We start from the raw sequence: 21599 nt of genomic DNA, 5'->3' as shown, positions 1-21599 counted from the left end.
GCTATCCACAGGCCACCACGCCGACACAGTCGCGGGCGATGGCCAGCTCCTCGTTGGTCGGGATCACCAGCACGGCGATCGGAGAGTCGTCCGCAGAGATCTGCCGCGGCCCCTTCCCGGCGCCGAGATTGCGGGCCTGGTCCAGCACGATGCCCAGCTCTTCCAGGCCGGCCACGGCGTCGCGGCGGACCGCCGGAACGTTCTCGCCGATTCCGGCGGTGAAGCTGATGACGTCGGTGTGCCCCAGCACGGCAAGGTAGGCCCCGGTGTATTTGCGCAGCCGGTGGATGAACACGTCGTACGCCAACTTCGCTACCTCGTCACCGGATTCGATCATCTCGCCCAGCCGCCGGAAGTCCCGCTCCCCGCACAGGCCCAACACCCCGGACCGCTTGTTCAGCATCGACTCGATCTCGTCCACGTCCATCTTCGCGGTGCGCCACAGGTAGCTGTAAACACCCGGGTCGATGTCACCGCTGCGGGTGCCCATCACGAGGCCTTCCAACGGCGTTAAGCCCATTGATGTTTCGACCGGACGACCGCCGACGATGGCCGAAGCCGACGCGCCGTTACCCAGGTGCAGCACGATCTGGTTCACGACGTCCAACGGCCTGCCGAGGAACGACGCGGCCTGCTGGCTGACGTACTCGTGCGACGTGCCATGGAATCCGTAGCGGCGGATCTGGTGTCGCTCGGCCAGCTCGCGGTCGATGGCGTAGGTCGCGGCCGCGGGCGGCAGGTCGTGGAAGAACGCGGTGTCGAACACGGCGACGTGCGGGACGTCGGGCAGCAGCCGTCGCGCCACCTCGATCGCCTTGACCGCCGGCGGATTGTGCAGCGGCGCCAACTCCGACAGCTTGTCGAGTTCGGCGACCACGGCGTCGTCCAACCGCGTCGGACGATAAAACCGCTTGCCGCCGTGCACCACCCGATGTCCGACTGCCGCCAGGTCGACGCGCTTCAATTCGTATCCGGCATCGGCCAGCTCGTCGAAGGCGCGGCGCAGCGCCGCGTCGTGGTCGGCCACCGGCGACGACGGTTCGCCGATCCGCTCCACGATCCCGCCGGCCCGCGACCGGCCGGAAGCCGGTTCGACCAGCTGGAATTTGAGCGACGAAGAACCCGAGTTGATAACCAGTACCAGCGTCTCAGCCATGACCGTCCTGCGCCTGAATGGCCGTGATGGCAATGGTGTTGACGATGTCTTCGACCAGCGCGCCGCGGGACAGGTCGTTCACCGGCTTGCGCAGGCCCTGCAGCACCGGCCCGATCGCGATCGCCCCGGCGCTGCGCTGCACCGCCTTGTACGTGTTGTTGCCGGTGTTGAGGTCGGGAAAGATCAGCACCGTGGCGTGACCGGCCACCGGCGAATCGCGCAGCTTGGCGGCCGCGACCGACGGTTCGATCGCGGCGTCGTACTGGATGGGCCCCTCGACGGGCAGCCCCGGATCCCGGGCGTGCACCAATTCCGTTGCCTTCCGCACCTTTTCGACGTCGGCCCCGGCGCCCGAATCACCGGTGGAATAGGACAGCATCGCCACCTGTGGGTCGATGCCGAACCGCGCGGCGGTGCGCGCCGACGAGATCGCGATGTCGGCGAGCTGTTCGGGTGTGGGGTCCGGGACGATCGCGCAGTCACCGTAGGCCAGCACCCGATCCGGTAGGCACATCAGGAAGATGCTGGACACCGTCGAGACGTCCGGCACCGTCCGGATGATCTCCAGCGCCGGGCGCACGGTGTGCGCGGTGGTGTGCGCGGCGCCGGACACCATGCCGTCGACCACGCCGTTGTGCACCAGCATGGTCCCGAAATACGAGACATCGTGCATCATCTCGTGGGCCTGCTCGACGGTGACCCCCTTGTCCTTGCGCAGCTCGGCGTACTGCTCGGCGAACCGGTCGCACAGGCCCCCGTCGCACGGGTCGATGACCTTCGCCTCAGTGAGGTCGACACCGAGTTCGGCGGAGCGCAAACGGATTTCGGCTTCGTCACCCAGGATGGTGAGGTCGGCGATTCGGCGCCGGAGCACCCGCCCGGCCGCCTCGAGGATCCGGTCGTCGTTCCCTTCGGGAAGAACGATGCGCTTGCGGTCGGCGCGGGCCCATTGCGTCAGTCGATGGGTGAACATCTGCGGCGTGGTGATCGTCGGGATCGGAATGGCAAGCTGCGCCAGCAGATCCGCGACGTCCATGTGGGTGTTCACCAGCTCCACCGCGGTGTCGATCTTGCGCTGCGACGTCGCGGTGACCCGGCCGCGGGCCGAGGCGACGGCGCCGGCCGTGTCGTAGGTTCCCAGCTCGGTCGCGATGATGGGTAGCCGCAGCCGCAGGCCCGACACCAGCGCCGATATCGACGGATGCAGCTCGAAGCCGCCGTTGAGGATCAGGCAGCACAGCGACGGAAACCCCTCGGCCGCATGGGCGCTGGCCACGGCCAGCACGACGTCGGAACGGTCGCCGGGGGTGATCACCGCCATGCCGTCGCGCAGCCGTTCCAGCACGTGGTCGGCCGTCATCCCGGCCACCAGCACGCCCATCGCCTCGCGCCCGGTCAGCTCGGCGTCGCCGCTGACCAGCGTCCCCCCCACGGCCTTCTGCAATTCCGCCACCGTCGGCGCCGACAGCAGCGGGTCGTCCGGCAGCACATAGCTGTGCGGGACGAACGAGCGCAGCGCCTCGGCCACGGCGGCGAGCTCCGCGGGCTCGCACCGGTTGGCGACCACCGCGGCGGTGTGGGCGCGTTGAGCCATCAGCTCGGCCATGCACACCTGGACGACACCGAGGACCTCGCCCGGGGTGCGGCCCTTGCCGCTCACCGTCAATAGCACTGGTGCGCCGAGGTTTACCGCGATCCGGGCGTTGGCCGACAGCTCCGCGGGGCTGGCGACGTCCGTGTAGTCGCTGCCGACGATCACCACCGCGTCGCAGGCCTGCGCCACGGCCTGGTAGGCCTCGACGATGGCGGCGATCGCGGCGTCGGTGTCGGCATGCAGCTGCTGGTAGGTGACGCCGACGCACCGCTCGTAGGACAGCCCGGCGGTGGTTCGGGTCAGCAGCAATTCCAGGATGTAGTCCCGGTCCGAGTCCGCCCGTGTAATGGGCCGGAACACACCGACTTTGGCGACGGTCGCGGTCAGCCGGTTGAGCAGCCCCAGCGCGATCGTCGACTTGCCGGTCTCCGCCTCGGGCGCCGCGATGTAGATCCCCGAGGCGGTCCGAGCGGTGTCAGCCAAGTCGCCGCAACCTGGGCGCCAGATCCTTTTCGAACAGCTTCAGGAACCGGCGTTGATCGTGGCCGGGCGCGTGGAACACCAGGTGGTTCAGGCCCCACTCGACGTACTGGCCGACCTTTTCGACGGCCTCGTCGGGGTCCGACGCGACGATCCAGCGCTTGGCGATCTGCTCGATCGGCAGTGCGTCGGCGGCCTTCTCCATCTCGATGGGGTCGTCGATGCTGTGCTTCTGCTCGGCCGTCAGCGACAGCGGCGCCCAGAAGCGGGTGTTCTCCAGCGCCAGTTCCGGGTCGGTGTCGTAGGAGATCTTGATCTCGATCATCTTGTCGATGTCGTCGGGGTTGCGCTCGGCGGCCGCTGCGCCCTCCAGCACCGCGGGCATCAGCTTTTCGGTGTACAGCTCCTCGCCCTTGCCGGACGTGCAGATGAAGCCGTCGCCGGCGCGCCCGGCGTACTTGGCCACCGCGGGTCCGCCGGCCGCGACGTAGACCGGCACGCCGCCCTCGGGCACGTCGTAGATCGAGGCCCCCTTGAGGCGGTAGTACTCGCCGTCGAAGTCGACCCGGTCGCCGCGCCACAGTTCGCGCATCAGCCGCACCGATTCGCGCAGCCGGGCGAAGCGCTCCTTGAACTCCGGCCAGGCGCCCTCGTACCCGGTGGCGATCTCGTTCAACGCCTCACCCGTGCCCACCCCCAGGAAGACGCGGTTCGGGTACAGGCAGGCCATGGTGGCGAAGGCCTGCGCGACGACGGCGGGGTTGTACCGGAAGGTCGGGGTGAGCACCGAGGTGCCCAGCTGCAGCCGCTCGGTGCGTTCGCCGACGGCGGTCATCCAGGCCAGCGAGAACGGCGCATGCCCGCCCTCGTGCCGCCACGGCTGGAAGTGATCGCTGACGGTGGCGCTGTCCATGCCGTGCGCTTCGGCGGCGACGGCCAGTTCCACGAGCTCGCGCGGTGCGAATTGTTCGGCGGAGGCTTTGTATCCAAGTTTCAGTTCGGCCACCCGTTCTTTCTACTCCTAGGCTGGCGGGCATGGCGGAGCTAGTTCAAGTCACCGACATCGTGCACCTCGCCCAGGGCCCGGCCGTCAACTGGACGCTGGTCACCGGCGACGACGGCGTCATGCTGATCGACGCCGGCTATCCCGGCGACCGCGAGGCGGTGCTGGCGTCGCTGCGCCGGCTGGGCTACGACGCGGGCGACGTTCGCGCCATCCTGCTCACCCACGCGCACATCGACCATTTGGGCTCGGCGATCTGGTTCGCGCGCGAGCACGGCACCCCGGTGTACTGCCACGCCGACGAGGTGGGTCACGCCAAGCGCGAGTACCTGGAGCAGGTCTCGATTCTCGATGTCGCCCTGCGCATTTGGCGGCCGCGGTGGGCGACCTGGGGCCTTCATGTGGTGCGCAGCGGCGGCCTGGTCCGCGACGGCATCCCCACCACGCAGCCGCTGACCGCCGAGGCGGCCGCCGGGCTGCCCGGCCGTCCGATGGCCATCGCCACCCCGGGGCACACCAGCGGGCACTGCTCGTATGTCGTCGACGGCGTGCTGGTCAGCGGCGACGCGCTGATCACCGGCCACCCGCTGCTGCGGCACATCGGGCCGCAGCTGCTGCCGGCGGTGTTCAGCCACAGCCAGCCGAACTGCCTGCGCAGCCTGACCGCGCTCGCCCTGCTGGAGACCGAGGTGCTGCTGCCCGGTCACGGCGACGTGTGGCGCGGGCCGATCCGCGAGGCGACCGACGCCGCCCTCGCGCTGGCGCGATAAGCGTGAACCCTCACCTCACAGTCGAAGCCGCCAGACCCAGGTGCTCGCGCAGCGTTTCGCCGGCGTACTCGGTGCGGAACGCGCCGCGCTCCTGCAACAGCGGCACCACCCGATCGACGAACTCGTCCAAGCCGTGCGGCGTCAGGTGCGGCACCAGGATGAACCCGTCGCACGCGTCGGCCTGGACGTACAGGTCGATCTCGTCGGCGATCCGGGCCGGCGTGCCGACGAACTGCTGGCGGCTGGTGACGGCGATGACCAGCTCGCGGATCGACAGGTTCTCGGCCTCGGCCCGCTCGCGGTAGCGGCGGGCCACCGCGATCGGGTCGCCGTGCCGGACCCGGCCCTGGGTGATGTCGCTGTCGACGACGGGATCGAAATCGGGCAGCGGGCCGTCCGGGTCGTGGTCGGAGAGCTCGCGGCCCCACACCTGCTCGAGCATCGCGATCGCCGTCGCGCCGCTGACCTGCTGGTAGCGGATGTGGCGCGCCTTGTCCTCGGCCTCGGCGTCGGTGTCCCCGATGACGAACGTCGCCGCCGGAAAAACCTTGAGCCGGTTGGGGTCTCGACCGTAGGACTTGGCGCGGCCCTTGACGTCGGCGTAGTAGCGCTGACCGTTCTCCAGCGACGAGTGCAGGGTGAACAACGCGTCGGCGTGCCGCGCACCGAACGCGCGCCCCTCGTCGGAGTCGCCGGCCTGCAGCAGTATCGGATGGCCCTGCGGTCCGGCGGGCAGCGTGGCGAACCCGCGCACGTCGAACTGCGGGCCGCGGTGTTCGACGCGGTGGATCCGGTCCGGGTCGACGTACACACCCGCCTCCAAGTCGGCCAGCAGGGCGTCGGCCTCCCAGCTGTCCCAGAACCGGCGGGCCACGGTGAGGAACTCCTCGGCCCGCCGGTACCGGTCGGCGTGCGGCAGAAATCCCCCGCGCCGGAAGTTGGCACCGGTGAAGGCGTCCGACGAGGTGACGATGTTCCACCCGGCGCGGCCGCCGGACAGGTGGTCGAGCGTCGCGAATTGCCTTGCCACCTCGAACGGTTCGTTGAACGTGGTGTTGATGGTCCCGGTCAGCCCGATCCGGTCGGTGACACCCGCCAGCGCCGCCAGCACGGTGAAGGTGTCCGGCCGGCCCACCACGTCCAGGTCGTAGATGCGGCCGCGGTGCTCGCGCAGCCGCAGCCCCTCGGCCAGGAAGAAGAAGTCGAACAACCCGCGTTCGGCGGTGCGGGCCAGGTGCACGAACGAGTCGAATTCGATCTGGCTGCCCGCGCCGGGGTCGGTCCACACGGTGGTGCTGTTGACGCCCGGGAAGTGAACCGCGAGGTGGATCGGTTTGCGACTCACGTCAGCCCCCACCGCTTGGCGATCAGCTCGTGCGAGCGCAGCCGGTCGGAGTGCCGGTGGGTGACCGAGGTGATGACGAGTTCGTCGGCGGCGGTGGCGCGCTGCAGCGCCTCAAGCCGCTCGGCCACCTCGTCCGGGTCGCCGACGAATTGCGTTGCTATCCGGTCGTTTACCACCGCCAGCTGCCCGTCGGTCAGCGGCGGGCAGTGGTTGGGGTCGGGATACGGGATGGCTCCGCCCCCGGCCCGGATGGAGTAGACCCATTGGCCGTAGCTGGACGCCAGGTGCCTGGCGGTGGCGGTGTCGTCGGCCACCACGACGTCGGCCGACACCACTACGTAGGGCCGCTCCAGCGCCTCCGACGGCACGAAGGCGTCCCGGTAGGCGTCGATGGCGTCCAGCGCGGTCGACGGGGTGATGTGGTAGCTGGCGACGAACGGCAGGCCCAGCGCTCCGGCCACCTTGGCGCTGCGGCCCTTGCTGCTGCCGAAGATCCACGGCGTCAGCGCGGCGCGCTCACCCGGCACCGCGTGCAGGTCCACGCCGTCGACCTCGTAGCTGCCCGCCAGCATGGCGATGATGTCGCCGAGCTGCTCTTCGAAGTCGGGCGCGACCGCCTCGGGCTGCTGCAGGACCGACATCGTCGCCCTGACCCGGTCGCTGCCCAGCAACCCGCGCAGATCGAACGGGGGCGGGATCACCACGCCGTCGACCTCGCGCCATTCGCGCGACGGCTCCGGCCTGGGGGGCCGCGGCCCCTTCGGCTTCGATATGCGTCGCTGCGCCGAGCGGCCCACGCCGAGGTCGATGCGGCCCGGGAAGAACGCGTCCAGCATCCCGAAGCTCTCGACTATCGCGGCGGCCGTGGTGTGGCTGAGCTGCACCGCGCCGGACCCGACGCGAATCGTGTTGGTGGCGGCCGCGATTCGCCCGATCAGCACCGCCGGCACCGCGGCGCCGACCGCGACGAAGTGATGCTCGGCGACCCAGAACCGGCGATAGCCCCACCGCTCGGCCTGCTGGGCCAGATCGACGGTGTTGCGCAACGCCGTCGCGACGTCGCTGCCCTCACTGATCGGCGCGAGGTCCAGTATCGACAGCGGCACCGGGCTCATCGCCGGACCGCCGTTTGGTTGGGCGCGACGGGCAGGCCCAGCCGCGCGCGCAGCGTTTCGCCGTCGCGGTAGCCGGCGCGGAACCGCCCGGCCCGCTGCAACAGCGGCACCAGCTCGTCGACGATCGCCGGCAGGTCGGTGGCGTTGACCGCCGGCCGCAGCCGCGCGCCGTCGATGCCGAGCCGCTGCCAGCCCAACAGCAGGTCCACCAATTCCGTTGCGCCGCCGGTGAAGACGAGCGCATCCGACCGAAAGCCGTCGCCGCCGAACGACACCACCACGTCGGCGAACACTTTCAGCTCGGTGCCGCCCGCCGCGCGCAGCTCGCCGAGGATGCCGCGCAGCGACGCGTCGTCGGTGGGCGTGACGAAGACGACGTCGGGGCCGGCGGCGGCGAATTCGTATGCGGGTCCGGCGTGCGCCAGCGCGGCCACCACCGGCTGGCCCTGCGGCGGGCGCGGCGTGATCGACGGCCCCTTGACCGAGAAGTACCTTCCGGTGAAGTCGATGTAGTGCAGCTTGTCCGTGTCGACGTAGCGCCCGGTGGTCACGTCCCGGATGATCGCGTCGTCCTCCCAGCTGTCCCACAACCGGCGGACCACGTCGACGTACTCCACGGCCTCATCGAACAGGGCGATCTCCGACACGTCCCGGCGGCCGAACAGCGCCGCCTCGTGCGCGGTCACGCTCACCCGCGGTTGCCAGCCGCCGCGGCCATGCGACACATAGTCAAGCGTCGCAATGGCTTTGGAGACGTGAAAGGGCTCGGTGTGGGTGACCGTGGCCACCGGGATCAATCCGATGTGCCGGGTCGCCGGGGCGATGCGGGCCGCGACCAGCACGGCGTCGCCGCGGCCGGCCAGCCGCTCGGGGCGGATGCGCTCGCCGCGTCCGATCTGCGGCATCAACGTGTCGTCGATGGTGAGGAAGTCGAGCAGCCCGCGCTCGGCGGTGGCCGCCAGCGCAGACCAATAGCCGCCGTCGAGCACCGACCGAATACTGGGCTCGGACGCCAGGGTGGCCCGCCACGCCTGCGGGTGCCAGCCGTAGCCGTCGAGCGCGACCCCCAGATGCAGCTGAGTCATGCGAGCCCCTCGCCGAGGATCTTCTCGAACGCGATGGGATGAAACGGCCCCCAGGACGGCATCGGCTCGGCCTGCACCCGGGTGTACCCGGTCGCGTCGTAGAGCGCCTCGGCCTCGGGCTGGCGGTTGCCGGTGATCAGGTACAGCCGCCGGTAACCGCGCGTCGCGGTCTCCGCCTCCAGCGCCGCCAGCAGCGCCCTCGCGTAGCCGCGGCGCCGATGCGCGCGATCGGTCCAGATCCTTTTGAGTTCGGCCGTCTCGGCATCGAAACGCCGAAACGCGCCGCCGGTGACCGGCACCCCGTCCAGCACGCCGATCAGCAACCCGCCGTCGGGAGCGGCCAACTCCGCGGCCGGCACCGGCAACCAGGCCAGGTGCGCGCTCGGGCTCCCGCCGTAGCGCTCCGCGTACTCCACGGCCAGCTCGGCCAGCAGCGGCCGCGCCAGCGGCTCGTCGTAAGCCGCCGATACGAACTGGAGTCCTGACATCACCTAACTGTCCAACGTGTTGCGGGCGGATGCATTCCGGCCGGGCTCGCGGCGCCGCCCGGACAGGGTGGCGGTGACGTACCGGGGGCTGACCGCCTCGTCCTGCGGGCCGCCGCGCCACCGGCTGGACATTCCGATCGCGCCGAACATATCCGTGACCTTCCGCTCGACGGTTTCCCAGCCGCGGGCCGCCAGATGCTGCGGGACATACCGGTATTCGCCCGGGTGGGTCAGCGCGGCCAGGTCGACGTCCAGGCCCTGCTGCCGCCAGATGTCGATGAAGGCCCGCCCGGCGTCCATCTGCGCCTGGCTCCAGGTCGGCATGTGATCGGCGGCCAACCGGCTACCGATGGCGCTCTGCGCCGTGAGCGTTTCCAGCAACCGATTCTGCGCGCGCGGCGACAGGTAGCCGACCAGCACCCCCTCCGCGACCCACACCGTGCGTTGCGCGGCGTCGAAGCCCACGCGACGCAGCCCGTCCAGCCAATCCTGACGAAGGTCGACGCCGACCGCGCGACGGTTCGCGGTCAGCCCGGCGCCGAGCCCGCGCAGCACGCCGGTCTTGAAGTCGATGACCTCCGGCTGGTCGATCTCATACACCGTCGTGCCCGGCGGCCACCACAGCCGGTAGGGCCGGGTGTCCAGGCCGGACCCGAGGATCACCACCTGGCGGATGCCCGCCCTCCCGGCGTCCGCGAGGTATTCGTCGACGAATCGGGTATGTGCCGCAAGGACATCCGCCATCCCGTTCACGACGGAGTAAGCGCCGCCGTCGTCGGCGTAGCGCCGGTCGTCGATCAGCCGGGTGAAGTAATCCACCCCCGCGGCGCGCACCAGGTGCTCGGCGAGCGGGTCGTCGAGCAGCCCCGCGTTGGTGGCCACCGCCCGGGCAACCGCGCCGAACGTCGCCGTCGTTCCGACGCCGGTGGCCGGACCCCAGGTGTCGTCTTCCGTCCGTGTCATCGTGTGTGGGCGCCGCGCCGCGCGGTCAGCGCGACGGCGCCTCGCCAACCGAGCAGCAGGGCCGCGGTGACCGACGCCGCCACCAGCACGAAACTCGCCGCCACACCGGCCGAACTGGCCTTGCGCAGCGCCATGCCCACCGCCACCGTGCACAGCCACACGACCACCCCGGTGGGCGCCACGGCAGTCGGGCGCCGCCAGGCCCGGGACGCCAGCCAACCGACAGCGGTCCCGGTGAGAAACGGCCACGCCGTCGTCGCCAGCCCGGTGACGTCGAGCCCCTCGCCGTGGCTGCGGCGCCCCGCGGCGCAGAACACCAGCACACAGACGACGTCCGCGGCTAGGGAACTCGGCCAGCGCTGCATGCCGCGAGACTACCGGGCCGGGTCGCGATGGAGATCTGCCGCTATGTCGCGGCAGTGCCCGATGCGCGGGCGATCAACTCGGCGCGGCTTGAGGTACGCGACTTGGCGAAGATCGCCTTGAGGTGATCCTGCACCGTGTACTCGGACAGGCCGAGCCGCTGCGCGATCTGCCGGGTCGAGTTCCCCCGAGATAGCTCAACAACGACGTCCGCCTCGCGTTTGGTAAGCCCATGGGCGCGGTTGAACACATCGACGCGATCGGCAAGTCCGATCGAGTCGATGGTGACCGCGATCGACGCCGCGATCGTCGGGTTCGATGGTCGCAATCGAGCAGCCTGCAGTGTCACCCATGCGCCGTGGTGTGAGTGCATGCGGGCGCGCGGCGGCGAGGAATCGATCCGCTGCTCGGCTGCGAGCAATTGCGCGGCGACGTTTAGCGCCGCCGCGGGTATCGGGGCGTCGTGCGGGTCGGTGGGCAGCAAGCGCCGCAGGCTCTGTTCGGCCGCCGCGGTTTCGGTGACCGGCCGCAGATTGTCGTCCAGCAGGACCAGCGCTGGGCCCCGGTCGTCGCCGGCCGACGGCCCCGGCTGAAACATGTGCGCAACCCGCGAGCGCTGCGCGGCGGTGAGCTCGTCGAGTAGCGAACCAAGAAAAGTGGCGTCGTCGTCGCGGAAGGGCGCGCCGTTGGTGCGCCACAGGTCGACAAATCCCCAGCATCCGTAGCGATCGCGCAACACCGCCGAGAGGATGTCGACAAGGGGCAATTCCCTGGCGGCCACGCGCCACAGCGCACTGCGCTCAAGCTCACCGCCGGTGGTCGCGGCCAAGCCCGCGCAAGCCCCCGTGGGCATGGTGGTCCAGCGGTTGACCGACGTGGCGTACTTGGCGCGAATGATGTCCGGCAACTGCTGCATATCGAGGCCGGGAATGTAAGCCAGTGGTGAGACACCGACCGATGACGATGGATCGGTTAGCACCCAGACGTAACCATCGAACGGCAACGCCGGGCGGATCGCTTCGAGGGCAGCGGCGCGAAATGCGCGGTCGTCAACGGGGCCGGCGCAACAGTCGGTCACGGCTGTGCGTGCTGCGGTGCGCCGGGTTGCCACCACCGGAGCGTAATCCCGGCCAACCCCCAGAAATCCGGGATACCGGAGGTCGCCGCATCGACCTTACGGTTTGCCCAACACAGCGAGAACCCCGGAGGAAACCCGATGGCCAACCTGCACATCGAACACGCGATCACCGACCTGGACACCTGGTTGCGAACGTTCAACGCGTTCGCAGACGCCCGCCGTCGGGGCGGTGTCCTCGAGGAACGCATCTGGCAGCCCGTAGGCGATCCTGGCTACATCGTGATCGACTTGACCTTCGAATCGGTCAATGCCGCTGAAGATTTCCACTCATTTCTGCTCGAGCGGGTGTGGTCGTGTTCCGAGTCAGCGCCCGCACTCGTCGGTCGGCCGCGCGCGGTCGTCCTGCATCCGGTGGTCAACAACTCCGCGGAGCCGCCCGGTGGTAGCCAAAGCGGGAGTCACCTCGTGCCGCGGCACTGAGCCGACGAAAACCGCCACCCGTCGCTATTGACAAATCCGAAGGAAACCCGTGCACGCCAGCACGACTCAGAACGACCCGCAGGCCTTCCCCCTCGGAGTATCCAGCTGTCGTCAGCGGCGCGGGCCCGTCCGGTCTGATACGAACATCCGCGAAGGTTCGGAGTAGTGGAGTTGGCGCCACGGGCCCGGCCACATCCAAGGTCGGTTGCTAATCAGTCTGCCTCCACGATGTCGTCGCGGTAACGCTCGAAGAGCGCGAGGAAGTCGGCTCGCTCGGCATCGCCTACGCCGTTCTTGGCTAGCGCCTCATCCGAAGCTTTCATATTCGTGTCCCAATCGACGTTGGTTATCCCAAGTCCGCTGTGCGATGTCTTCATATCGCGGCCAATGTAGTGGCACGGTCCACCACTTAGCGCACACATCTGGTCGACCAAGAGCTGCCGACTGCGAATGACCGAGTCCTCGCTGCGCCCACCGAAGAAGCGAGCGAAAGCGGGGTCGCCATGCAAGATGGCGAACAGGTCATCAATGACGGCAGCGATCACGTCGTAGCCGCCCATCCGCTGATAAAGGGACGTCGCCGGCTGGGTCATGATTAGCCTCCAACAGGGTGATACCCATGGCATTGATGTCGGAGCGAATGACACAAAACGCCCCACACCGTCATCACACCCCAATGGCGAAGAGCATTCAACTGGGCGTTGGCACCCCGACCGCGAGTACGTATGCGGTGCGGAAAGACATGCACTCCTTGACCGCAAAGCCGCGGTGAACATAGATTCGTCGACGATGAATGCTGATTCACATTCCGGCCGGATCGCCGTCGTGACCGGCGCCGGATCGGGCATCGGCAGGGCTATCGCCCTGGCGTTCGCCGCCCTGGGCGACCGGGTCGTCGCCGCCGACCTCGACGAGTCGGCCGCGGCGGCGACCGCCGAGGAGCACCCCGGGCTGATCACCGCGCTGCCGGTGGACGTCGCCGACCCCGCCCAAGTCGACACCCTGCGCGACCGCACCCTCGACGAGGTCGGCGTGCCCAAAGTCGTCGTCAACGCCGCCGGCTGGGACCGCACCGACCAATTCCTCAATGCCACACCGGAATTCGCCGCCAAGGTGGTCGCGATCAACTACCTGGGTCCGGTGTACGTCTGCGGCGCCTTCCTGCCCGCGATGATCGAGACGCACGCGGGCGGACGCGTGGTCAACGTGGCCAGCGACGCGGGCCGCGTCGGCAGCGCGGGGGAAACCGTCTACGCCGGCGCCAAGGGTGGCGTCATCGCGCTGACCAAGTCGCTGGCCCGGGAAATGGCCCGCCATCGGATCACGCTGAACTGCGTGTGCCCGGGCCCGACGGACACGCCGCTGTTTCACGCACAGCCCGAGAAGCTGAAAGAGGCGCTGGTCAAGGCGATCCCGTTCCGCCGGCTGGCCCGTCCCGAGGAGGTCGCGGCGCCGGTGCTGTTCTTCGCCTCCGACGCCGCGTCGTTCATCACCGGACAGGTCATCAGTGTCAGCGGCGGGCTGACGATGGCAGGCTGACTGCTATGAGCACCGACGCACTCCCCGCCTTCGACCGATTCGACCCGCTCGGCCTCGACGCATCCCTGTCGAGCGACGAGATCGCGGTGCGCGACACCGTCAGGAAGTTCTGCGCCGAGCACGTCACCCCGTATGTGGCGGACTGGTTCGAGGCCGGCGACCTGCCGGTGGCGCGCGAACTCGGGAAGCAGTTCGGCGCCCTCGGCCTGCTCGGCATGCACCTACACGGCTACGGATGTGGCGGCGCCTCGGCCGTGCACTACGGCCTGGCGTGTACCGAGCTGGAGGCCGCCGACTCCGGTGTCCGGTCGATGGTCTCGGTGCAGGGGTCGCTGGCCATGTTCGCGATCTGGAACTTCGGATCCGAGGAGCAGAAGCGGCAGTGGCTGCCCGGCATGGCCGCGGGCGACCTGCTCGGCTGCTTCGGGTTGACCGAGCCCGACGTCGGGTCCGATCCCGCCGCGATGAAAACCCGTGCGCGCCAAGATGGTTCGGACTGGGTGATCAACGGCCGCAAGATGTGGATCACCAACGGCTCCGTCGCCGACGTCGCGATCGTGTGGGCCGCCACCGACGACGGGATCCGCGGGTTCATCGTCTCCACCGACACCCCCGGGTTCACCGCCAACACAATCCACCACAAGCTGTCGCTGCGGGCGTCGATCACCAGCGAGCTGGTGCTCGACGACGTGCGGCTGCCCGCCGACGCGATGCTGCCCGACGCCACCGGGCTGCGGGGGCCGCTGTCCTGCCTGTCCGAGGCGCGCTACGGCATCATCTGGGGATCGATGGGGGCGGCGCGGACGGCCTGGCAATCCGCGCTGGACTACGCCACCCAGCGCACCCAATTCGGTCGCCCGATCGCGGGATTCCAGTTGACCCAGGCCAAACTCGTCGACATGGCCGTCGAACTGCACAAGGGCCAGCTGCTGTCGCTGCACCTCGGCCGCCTCAAGGACGGCGTCGGGCTGCGCCCCGAACAGGTCAGCTTCGGCAAGCTCAACAACACCCGCGAGGCGATCAAGATCTGCCGGTCCGCCCGAACCATATTGGGCGGCAACGGGATATCGCTGGAATACCCTGTCATCCGGCACATGGTCAACCTGGAGTCGGTGCTGACCTACGAGGGCACACCCGAGATGCACCAGCTGGTGCTCGGCCAGGCCTTCACCGGCAGCGACGCCTTCCGCTGACAGGAGCACCCGATGGCCGTCGACTACGGTGAGCTTCCCGTCGAGGAGGCCGTCCGCGCGGTGCGGGCCAGCTCGCGGCGCCGTCAGGTGCTCGACGCCGCGGTCAGGGTCATGGGCAGGACCGGGTTCCACCGGATGTCGATGCAGGACCTGGCCGCCGAGGCCAATGTCAGTGTCGGCCTGCTCTACAGGTACTTCGGCGGCAAGGAAGACCTGCTGCTCGCGACGATCGTGCGGATCCTGGACGTGTTCCGCGACCAGCTGGCGCCGGTGATGGACGCCGCCGGTGACGATGTGGTCGAACGGCTGGCGGCCGGGATCCGCCGCTACATCCAGATCGTCGACGAGAACCTCGACGGCGTGGTGCTGACCTATCGCGAGAGCCGGACACTGGGGCCCGCCGGCCGCGCACGGACCAAGGAGCTCGAAATCGCCACGGCCGCACCGCTTCGCGCGGCGATCGAGGCCGGCATCGCCGACGGCGTGTTCCGCGACGTCGACGTCGATCTCACCGTGTTCGACATCATGCTGATCGCGCACGGGTGGGCGCTCAAGCACTGGCACTTCGGGCCGATCTACACCGTCGACGACTACATCCGGGTCCAGACGGACCACGTGATCAACGCGTTGCTGTTGCCCCCGGCGGGATAGGCTCGAGAGCTATGACAGTCCGGGTCACCGCGAGGATCGCGGCCTGTGCGCTATCCGCGGGCGTTCTGGTCGGGACGCCCACGGCGACCGCCGATCCCGTCGCGCTGCCGGCGATGACGTCCGGCGGCGGCGGGCCGATCATCGGCGGCGGCAGCAACGCCGGGATCGCGCAGCAGTTGACCGGCCTCGGGAATCCGGATGTCCAGGAGGTGGACGGCTCGGACGCGGCCCAGTTCATCACCGCCGCCGCCGCGGTGGCCAACCCGCAGCTCGCGGCGCCGTTCGGGCTGCTGCGCCGGGCGCTGGCGTGCCAGACCAACAATGCCGGATTCGGGGCGCGCGCCTACCGGCGCAACGACGGCCAGTGGGGAGGCGCGATGCTGGTCGCCTCCAAGAGCACCGTCGGCAACGTCGACGCCCTCGCGTCCTGCGCCAAAACCAACTGGCGCAGGCCGACGGCCGGCAACCAGACGTCGATGTGCGACAACGGCTGGACGACGCCCAACTCCTTCGAAAGCCGGGGCGGCGAGGCGTATTACATCTTGCTCGCCGGCACGGCCGACGACTTCTGCAGCCAGCTCAACGCGAAGTACAAGACCAACGCGAGCGCCTGGCCCTTCTAAAAGGGCGGCCCTTCTAAAAGGGCGGCGGGTCGTTGTTGTGCGGTGCCGGCCGCAGGTCACGGCGGGCGGCCTCGGCGGCGAGGCGGGCTTCGTTGATGCCGCGCTCCCAGCAGATGCGGGTGGCGCGGTCGGCGGCGCGGGTGCGTCGCCGCCGCGGCATCATGACGCCGCGGTTGGGCTGCGGCGCCCGCAGGTCGGTGGGCAACGTCAGCGTCCCCGTCGGGATGGCCAGCGCCGGAAAGAGCAGGGCGCCAAACGGTTTGGTGGTGTAGGTGTTGCCCGACGGGGACGTCCAGACCACGGTTCCGTCCGGCAACTGAAGATCGCGCCACCCGTTGTAGAACGTCTTGAGCAGGTGGTGGAAACGGCACAGCAGTTTGAGGTTCGACGGGTGGGTGGGGCCGAACGGAAAGGGCACGGTGTGGTCGATGTCGCAGACCTCCGCGGGGCAGTCGCACCCGGGGAACCGGCAAGTCAGATCCCGGAATCGGATGAATTCCGCCAGTGCCGCCGAGGGCCGGTAGCCCGGCTCCGCACCGGCCCGCGGTATCACCAGCGAGGTGGTCTTGGCGAACGGCGCCAGATCGCGCAGCAGCGGCGCCGGCACGGGGCCGAATCCGGGTAGGTACGCCGGGGCGTGCGAGGCGCCCTCGAGCGCGGCCTGCTCGGCCAGCACATGGATCACGACGTCGGTTCCCGGATGCCGTTGTGCCGCCGCGCAATCGGGCGCACCGCACAGACAACGCAGACCGTCCAACCCGGCGACCAACGCACCCAGGGCGTCGGCGCGCCGCTGCTTTTTGGTGCGCGGGTCATCGCGGCACACGGTGGCGGCCAGCTGGTCGAGCGCGGTGTCCAGCGCCGCGCCGTCGGTGGAGTGCAGCTGCGCATAGAACCCGGCGAGCCCGGGAGGCGCCTGGACAAACTCGACATAGCGGTCCTCGGTGCGAGCGCGCGGCACCCGCACGCCGGCCGGGTCGAACCGCGCGACCCACATGTCGATGCGCGCCATGACTTTCGGCTCCGACAGCGCCGTCCACCGCGGGGCATGCCTGGCCAGTGCCGCGTCCAACTTCGCGACCAGCTCGGGATCGTCGATCAGCTCGGTGCGGAACACCACGGTGGTCATGAGCCGGTAGTCGATGTCTCCGCGCGCGAAGACCTCGGCCACCCGGGGCAGGCGCTCGCGCAACGCGATCGCGTAACGCAGCCGGCCCGCCGCCCGGCCCCGGCTGATCCCCAGCGCCGCGGCCACCTCGGCGACCACGTTCTCGTGGCCGTCGACGGCCCAACTGAGCCGCTCGCTGTCCTCGGCCGGCGCCCGCCGCGCATACAGCTCGCCGATCGCGGCCAACTCGCGCGCACACATCACGTTCTGCGCACGCGCCGCCTCCGCGATGGCGTCCACCACGCCGGCGTCGACCAGGTCTTCGAACATGCATTCGATTATAGGAAGGCCCTCTGACAACATAGGGTGATGAGCATGTCGCGCCATCGCGTCGTCATCATCGGGAGCGGATTCGGGGGCCTGAACGCGGCGAAGTCGCTCCGGCGGGCCGATGTCGACATCACCCTGATCTCGAAGACGACCACTCACCTGTTCCAGCCGCTGCTGTACCAGGTGGCGACCGGGATCCTGTCCGAGGGCGACGTCGCGCCGACGACCAGGCTGGTCCTGCGCAACCAGAAGAACGTCCGGGTGCTGTGGGGCGAGGTGAGCGCGATCGACCTGAAGGCGAAGACGGTCACGTCGCACCTGATGGGCATGCAGACGGTGACCCCGTTCGACAGCCTCATCGTGGCCGCCGGAGCCCAGCAGTCCTACTTCGGCCACGACGAGTACGCCGCCTTCGCGCCGGGCATGAAGTCCATCGACGACGCGCTCGAGCTGCGCGGGCGCATCCTGGGCGCCTTCGAGGCCGCCGAGGTCGCCACCGATCCGGCCGAGCGGCAACGCCGGCTCACCTTCGTCGTGGTCGGCGCCGGGCCGACGGGCGTCGAGCTGGCCGGCGAGATCGTCCAACTGGCCGAGCGCACCCTGGCCGGGGCATTCCGGACCATCACGCCCAGCGACTGCCGGGTGATCCTGCTCGACGCGGCACCCGCGGTGCTGCCGCCGATGGGTGAGAAGCTGGGCCTCAAGGCGCAACGGCGGCTGACGAAGATGGACGTCGAGATCCAGCTCAACGCGATGGTGACCGCCGTCGACTACATGGGCATCACGGTCAAGGACAAAGACGGTGGCGAGCGGCGCATCGAATGCGCCTGCAAGGTGTGGGCGGCCGGTGTTGCGGCCAGCCCGCTCGGCAAGATGATCGCCGACCAGTCCGACGGAACCGAAACCGACCGCACGGGAAGGGTGATCGTCGAGCCCGACCTCAGCGTCAAGGGCCACCCGTACGTCTTCGTCGTCGGTGACCTGATGTCCGTCCCCGGCGTCCCTGGGATGGCCCAGGGCGCGATCCAGGGGGCGCACTACGCCGCCGCGCTGATCAAGCACGCGGTCAAGGGCCACGACGATCCGGCCAACCGCAAGCCGTTCAAGTACTTCGACAAGGGCAGCATGGCGCTCATCTCCCGGTACAGCGCCGTCGCGAAGATCGGCAGGGTGGAGTTCGCCGGCTTCTTCGCCTGGCTGGCCTGGCTGCTGCTGCACCTGTTGTACCTGGTCGGCTTCCGCAACCGCCTCGCCGCCATGTTCGCCTGGGGCATCTCGTTTTTGGGTCGCACGCGCGGCCAGATGGCGATCACCAGCCAGATGATTTACGCACGGCCGCTGGCGAACTGGGTGGAGCAGCAGGCCGAGGAGGGAACGCTGGCGGCGGCCGAAAACGCCGAGGTGGCCGAGCGGAAGGCCGCGGGCTAGCGCAGCGCCTGATCGATGTCCGCGATCAGGTCGTCGGTGCCCTCCAGCCCGACGGAGATGCGAACGACGTTGTCGCCCAGCCCGATCGCCGCGCGACCCTCGGGGCCCATCGCCCGGTGCGTCGTCGTCGCCGGATGGGTGACAAGCGATTTGGCGTCGCCTAGATTGTTGGAGATGTCGATCAGCCGCAGCTTGTCCAGCACCTCGAAGGCCCGCTGCTTGGCGGCGCTTTCGGCGCAGTCGAGCGCGAACGTGACAACTGTGCCGCCGCCGGACATCTGGCGTTTGGCCAGGTCGTACTGGGGATGTGACGCCAGGTAGGGGTAGCGCACCCAGCTCACCGCGGGATGCGACTCCAGGAACTCCGCGATCCGCTGCGCCGACGAGTTGCTGTGCTCGACGCGGATCGCCAGCGTCTCAAGGCCTTTCAGCAATACCCAGGCGTTGAAGGCGCTCATGGCCGGGCCGGTGTGCCGCATCAGCTTCTGCACCGGGCCGTCGATGTACTCCTTGTCGCCGAGGATGGCGCCACCGAGCACCCGGCCCTGGCCGTCGATGTGCTTGGTGCCGGAGTACACCACCACGTCGACCCCGAGCGGGATGCCCTGCTGCAGCAGCGGCGTGGCAAACACGTTGTCCAGCACCACCTTTGCCCCCGCGGCGTGCGCCAGCTCGGTCACCGCGGCGATGTCGACCAGCGACTGCATCGGGTTCGACGGCGTCTCGAAGAACACCGCCTGGGTCGGCACCGAGAGCGCCCGCTCCCACTGCGCCGGGTCGTCGCCGTCGACGAACACCGTCTCCACGCCCCAGCGCGGCAGGATCTCGTTGCACACCACGAAACACGACCCGAACAGGCTGCGGGACGCGACCAGCCGGTCACCGGCGGCCAGCAGCGCGCCCAGCGAGGTGAACACCGCGGCCATGCCGCTCGCGGTGGCGAACGCCGCCGGGGCCCCCTCGATGAGGCGCAACCGCTCCTCGAACATCGTCACGGTGGGGTTGCCGTATCGGGAGTACACGAAGTGGTCCAGGTCGCCGGTGAACGACTTCTCCGCGACGGCGGCCGACTCGTAGACGTAGCCGGACGTCAGGTACATGGCCTCGGCGGTCTCGTCGAACCCGGACCGCAGGATTCCGCCGCGCACGCCGGTGGTGGCCGGGCCGACGCCGTCGGGCAGCGCCTTGGGGGTGCGGACCGAACGAGGGTCGGTCATAGCTGCTTCCAGGGCAATCCTATTGCCCGCCAACCCGTTTCGCCGCGATGGCCCTGCGCGTTGAGGTGGCCTTCGAAGCCGTCCAGCACGTTGTAGGCCGGGGTGATGCCGACCTCGGTCGCGACCTCGGCGGCCCCGATGGAGCGGTTGCCCGAGCGGCACAGGAAGACCACCGGGCGCTCCTCGTCGGACGGCGGCACCCGGTCCCGCAGTTCGGCGGCGAAGTTCTCGTTGGGCGTCCCGTCGGTCGTATTCCACTCGATGTACACCACGTCGCGGCCGAGGCTGGACAGGTCGGGCACACCGACGAACCGCCACTCGGCGTCGGTGCGGACGTCGACCAGCACCGCCCGGGGGTTGTCGCTGAGCATCTTCCAGGCCTGCAGCGGCGTGATATCTCCCGCGTAGCTCATCCGCGTGAGTCTCGCATATTCACCGCGGTCGCCACCTGTCGGGCGCGGTCGCGCGCGACCGCCACGTCCGGCGCCGTGGCCAGCGCCACACCCAGCGGCCGCGTGGTGTCCGACGGCCCCGAGCCGGGGCCGAACACCAGCAGGTCGGTTTCCGGGACGGCAAGCGCGCCGCCCAGCGCGCCGGCGGCGGGAAACGCGGTGCGCCCCGGCGGTATCGCCCGGGCGGCGCCCGGCGAAACCATGATGGTGTCCACCGGCAGGCCGAGGACGGCGCGCGCCTGCAGGTCGAACACCGAAAGCCGCTGGCTGCGCAGGGTCACCCAGGCGCTCGGCCGCGGGCCCGCGGACACGTCGGCGAAGTACACCTCGTCGCCGTTGATCATCAGGTTGACGCCGAAGACCCCGCGCCCGCCGAGCGCCTTGACGATGCGCGCGGCGATCGATCGGGACGCGTCCAGCGCGGCGTCGGTCAGCTGCTGCGGTTGCCAGGATTCCAGCTCACCGGCCTCGGCGCGGCGATGGCCGATGGGTGAGCAGAACTCGATCACCGGCCCGCGCGGGCCGTCGCTGCGCACCGCGTACAGGGTGATGTCGAACTCGATGTCGACCACCGTTTCGGCCAGCACCCGCGGCCTTGGCTGCGCCCCCGCCGCGCGCTGCCAGGCGGGCGCGATGTCGTCGGGGTGCCGGATCACCGAGCGGCCCGGCGCGGACGCCCCCGTCACCGGCTTGACCAGCAGCGGGTACCCGGCGTGCGCGGCCACGGCCTCGAGCTCGCCGACCGATCCGGCGAACCAGAACGGCGCGGTGGGCAGGCCCAGCTGGTCGGCGGCCAGCCGGCGCAGGCCCTCGCGGTCGGCGGTGAGCCGCGCGGCGCGGGCGCTGGGCACCAGCTCGGGGCGCTCGCCGTCGGGAAGCGCGTCGAGCGCGTCGAGGAAGGCCGTGTCGGCGGCGGACACCACGAAGTCCGGTCGCGACCGCCCGATCGCCGCCGGAAGCTCGTCGGCGGTGCTCGTCGTGGTCACCTCGGCGCCCAGCCGCCGCAGGGCGATCGCCAGCTCCCGGTTGAGTTCGCCGGCACCCAGCAGCAGCACGCGGGGCCTGCCGTCGCCGGCGGCGCGCGCGGCGCCGGCAGGTCCTTCGGTCGTGCCGTCAGTCACCGCACAAGGATAGGTCC

Annotated in this window: 22 protein-coding genes; 7 read left to right on the top strand and 15 right to left on the bottom strand. The window is 69.7% G+C overall.

The annotated features are described in order from the left end of the window. Position 1: 1 nt before the first annotated feature. The 3 genes from OQ968_RS22750 to fgd are packed head-to-tail and all read right to left on the bottom strand — an operon-like array spanning position 2 to position 4236. A complete protein-coding gene (locus tag OQ968_RS22750) occupies positions 2–1156 on the bottom strand; it encodes an acetate kinase (protein WP_324681691.1) in 1155 nt (384 codons plus the stop codon). Further along, entirely contained in the window at positions 1149–3233 is a 2085-nt protein-coding gene (gene pta / locus OQ968_RS22745; RefSeq protein ID WP_324681689.1) for a phosphate acetyltransferase, read from the bottom strand. Before pta ends, OQ968_RS22750 begins: the two co-directional genes overlap by 8 nt. After that, positions 3226–4236 carry a glucose-6-phosphate dehydrogenase (coenzyme-F420) gene (gene fgd / locus OQ968_RS22740; RefSeq protein ID WP_324681688.1) on the bottom strand — a complete coding sequence of 337 codons (1011 nt, stop codon included), beginning with the start codon at positions 4234–4236 and terminating at the stop codon, positions 3226–3228. The genes pta and fgd overlap by 8 nt, the downstream gene beginning before the upstream one ends. A 29-nt stretch (positions 4237–4265) precedes the next feature. Here fgd and OQ968_RS22735 point away from each other — a divergent pair, with 29 nt between their 5' ends. Next, on the top strand, positions 4266–5003 hold the full coding sequence (locus OQ968_RS22735; RefSeq protein WP_324681686.1) for an MBL fold metallo-hydrolase: 738 nt from the start codon (positions 4266–4268) through the stop codon (positions 5001–5003). Between the two features lie 10 nt (positions 5004–5013). Here the strand turns inward: OQ968_RS22735 and OQ968_RS22730 are convergent, their stop codons facing one another. From OQ968_RS22730 to OQ968_RS22700, 7 genes are read right to left on the bottom strand one after another with little or no spacing between them, the layout of a single operon-like run. Beyond that, on the bottom strand, positions 5014–6348 hold the full coding sequence (locus OQ968_RS22730; protein ID WP_324681684.1) for an NtaA/DmoA family FMN-dependent monooxygenase: 1335 nt from the start codon (positions 6346–6348) through the stop codon (positions 5014–5016). Beyond that, positions 6345–7463, bottom strand: coding sequence for an LLM class flavin-dependent oxidoreductase (locus OQ968_RS22725; protein ID WP_324681682.1), 1119 nt, complete (start codon positions 7461–7463; stop codon positions 6345–6347). Before OQ968_RS22725 ends, OQ968_RS22730 begins: the two co-directional genes overlap by 4 nt. Further along, entirely contained in the window at positions 7460–8548 is a 1089-nt protein-coding gene (locus OQ968_RS22720; RefSeq protein WP_324681680.1) for an LLM class flavin-dependent oxidoreductase, read from the bottom strand. The genes OQ968_RS22725 and OQ968_RS22720 overlap by 4 nt, the downstream gene beginning before the upstream one ends. Next, positions 8545–9036 (bottom strand): GNAT family N-acetyltransferase, encoded by a 492-nt coding sequence (locus OQ968_RS22715; RefSeq protein WP_324681679.1) that lies wholly within the window; start codon positions 9034–9036, stop codon positions 8545–8547. Before OQ968_RS22715 ends, OQ968_RS22720 begins: the two co-directional genes overlap by 4 nt. Before the next feature lie 3 nt (positions 9037–9039). Then, the gene (locus OQ968_RS22710) at positions 9040–9999 is read right to left on the bottom strand and encodes a class I SAM-dependent methyltransferase (RefSeq protein ID WP_324681677.1); all 960 of its coding nucleotides are present in this window, start codon (positions 9997–9999) and stop codon (positions 9040–9042) included. Then, positions 9996–10364 carry a DUF3054 domain-containing protein gene (locus OQ968_RS22705; RefSeq protein WP_324681675.1) on the bottom strand — a complete coding sequence of 123 codons (369 nt, stop codon included), beginning with the start codon at positions 10362–10364 and terminating at the stop codon, positions 9996–9998. The genes OQ968_RS22710 and OQ968_RS22705 overlap by 4 nt, the downstream gene beginning before the upstream one ends. A gap of 41 nt (positions 10365–10405) precedes the next feature. Next, the gene (locus tag OQ968_RS22700) at positions 10406–11473 is read right to left on the bottom strand and encodes a helix-turn-helix transcriptional regulator (RefSeq protein ID WP_324681673.1); all 1068 of its coding nucleotides are present in this window, start codon (positions 11471–11473) and stop codon (positions 10406–10408) included. 105 nt (positions 11474–11578) lie between these two features. Between OQ968_RS22700 and OQ968_RS22695 the strand changes: the two genes are divergently transcribed. Further along, the gene (locus OQ968_RS22695) at positions 11579–11920 is read left to right on the top strand and encodes a hypothetical protein (protein WP_324681672.1); all 342 of its coding nucleotides are present in this window, start codon (positions 11579–11581) and stop codon (positions 11918–11920) included. Positions 11921–12132: 212 nt separating this feature from the next. Here OQ968_RS22695 and OQ968_RS22690 read toward each other — a convergent pair whose 3' ends face one another. Further along, the gene (locus OQ968_RS22690) at positions 12133–12513 is read right to left on the bottom strand and encodes a group 1 truncated hemoglobin (protein ID WP_324681671.1); all 381 of its coding nucleotides are present in this window, start codon (positions 12511–12513) and stop codon (positions 12133–12135) included. A gap of 196 nt (positions 12514–12709) precedes the next feature. Between OQ968_RS22690 and OQ968_RS22685 the strand changes: the two genes are divergently transcribed. The 4 genes from OQ968_RS22685 to OQ968_RS22670 are packed head-to-tail and all read left to right on the top strand — an operon-like array spanning position 12710 to position 15926. Continuing rightward, positions 12710–13459 carry an SDR family NAD(P)-dependent oxidoreductase gene (locus OQ968_RS22685; RefSeq protein ID WP_324681669.1) on the top strand — a complete coding sequence of 250 codons (750 nt, stop codon included), beginning with the start codon at positions 12710–12712 and terminating at the stop codon, positions 13457–13459. Between the two features lie 5 nt (positions 13460–13464). Then, positions 13465–14652 carry an acyl-CoA dehydrogenase gene (locus tag OQ968_RS22680; protein WP_324681667.1) on the top strand — a complete coding sequence of 396 codons (1188 nt, stop codon included), beginning with the start codon at positions 13465–13467 and terminating at the stop codon, positions 14650–14652. Positions 14653–14664: 12 nt separating this feature from the next. Beyond that, the gene (locus tag OQ968_RS22675) at positions 14665–15303 is read left to right on the top strand and encodes a TetR/AcrR family transcriptional regulator (RefSeq protein WP_324681666.1); all 639 of its coding nucleotides are present in this window, start codon (positions 14665–14667) and stop codon (positions 15301–15303) included. A gap of 11 nt (positions 15304–15314) precedes the next feature. Beyond that, positions 15315–15926, top strand: a complete 612-nt coding sequence (locus tag OQ968_RS22670; protein ID WP_324681665.1) for a hypothetical protein — start codon at positions 15315–15317, stop codon at positions 15924–15926. A gap of 13 nt (positions 15927–15939) precedes the next feature. Here OQ968_RS22670 and OQ968_RS22665 read toward each other — a convergent pair whose 3' ends face one another. Beyond that, entirely contained in the window at positions 15940–17364 is a 1425-nt protein-coding gene (locus tag OQ968_RS22665; RefSeq protein WP_324681663.1) for an HNH endonuclease signature motif containing protein, read from the bottom strand. Between the two features lie 45 nt (positions 17365–17409). Here OQ968_RS22665 and OQ968_RS22660 point away from each other — a divergent pair, with 45 nt between their 5' ends. After that, entirely contained in the window at positions 17410–18792 is a 1383-nt protein-coding gene (locus OQ968_RS22660) for an NAD(P)/FAD-dependent oxidoreductase (protein ID WP_324681662.1), read from the top strand. Here OQ968_RS22660 and OQ968_RS22655 read toward each other — a convergent pair. Genes OQ968_RS22655 through purT form a run of 3 tightly spaced genes read right to left on the bottom strand, consistent with a single transcriptional unit; the run spans position 18789 to position 21582 of the window. Beyond that, entirely contained in the window at positions 18789–20009 is a 1221-nt protein-coding gene (locus tag OQ968_RS22655; RefSeq protein WP_324681660.1) for an O-succinylhomoserine sulfhydrylase, read from the bottom strand. The two genes, OQ968_RS22660 and OQ968_RS22655, sit on opposite strands and share 4 nt — an antisense overlap. Next, positions 20006–20422, bottom strand: a complete 417-nt coding sequence (locus tag OQ968_RS22650; RefSeq protein WP_324681658.1) for a rhodanese-like domain-containing protein — start codon at positions 20420–20422, stop codon at positions 20006–20008. The genes OQ968_RS22655 and OQ968_RS22650 overlap by 4 nt, the downstream gene beginning before the upstream one ends. Then, on the bottom strand, positions 20419–21582 hold the full coding sequence (gene purT, locus OQ968_RS22645) for a formate-dependent phosphoribosylglycinamide formyltransferase (protein ID WP_324681656.1): 1164 nt from the start codon (positions 21580–21582) through the stop codon (positions 20419–20421). The genes OQ968_RS22650 and purT overlap by 4 nt, the downstream gene beginning before the upstream one ends. Positions 21583–21599: the final 17 nt, after the last annotated feature.

This window comes from Mycobacterium sp. 663a-19, assembly GCF_035616495.1.
GTDB lineage: Bacteria > Actinomycetota > Actinomycetes > Mycobacteriales > Mycobacteriaceae > Mycobacterium.
This window is presented reverse-complemented; position numbering and strand designations above follow the sequence as displayed.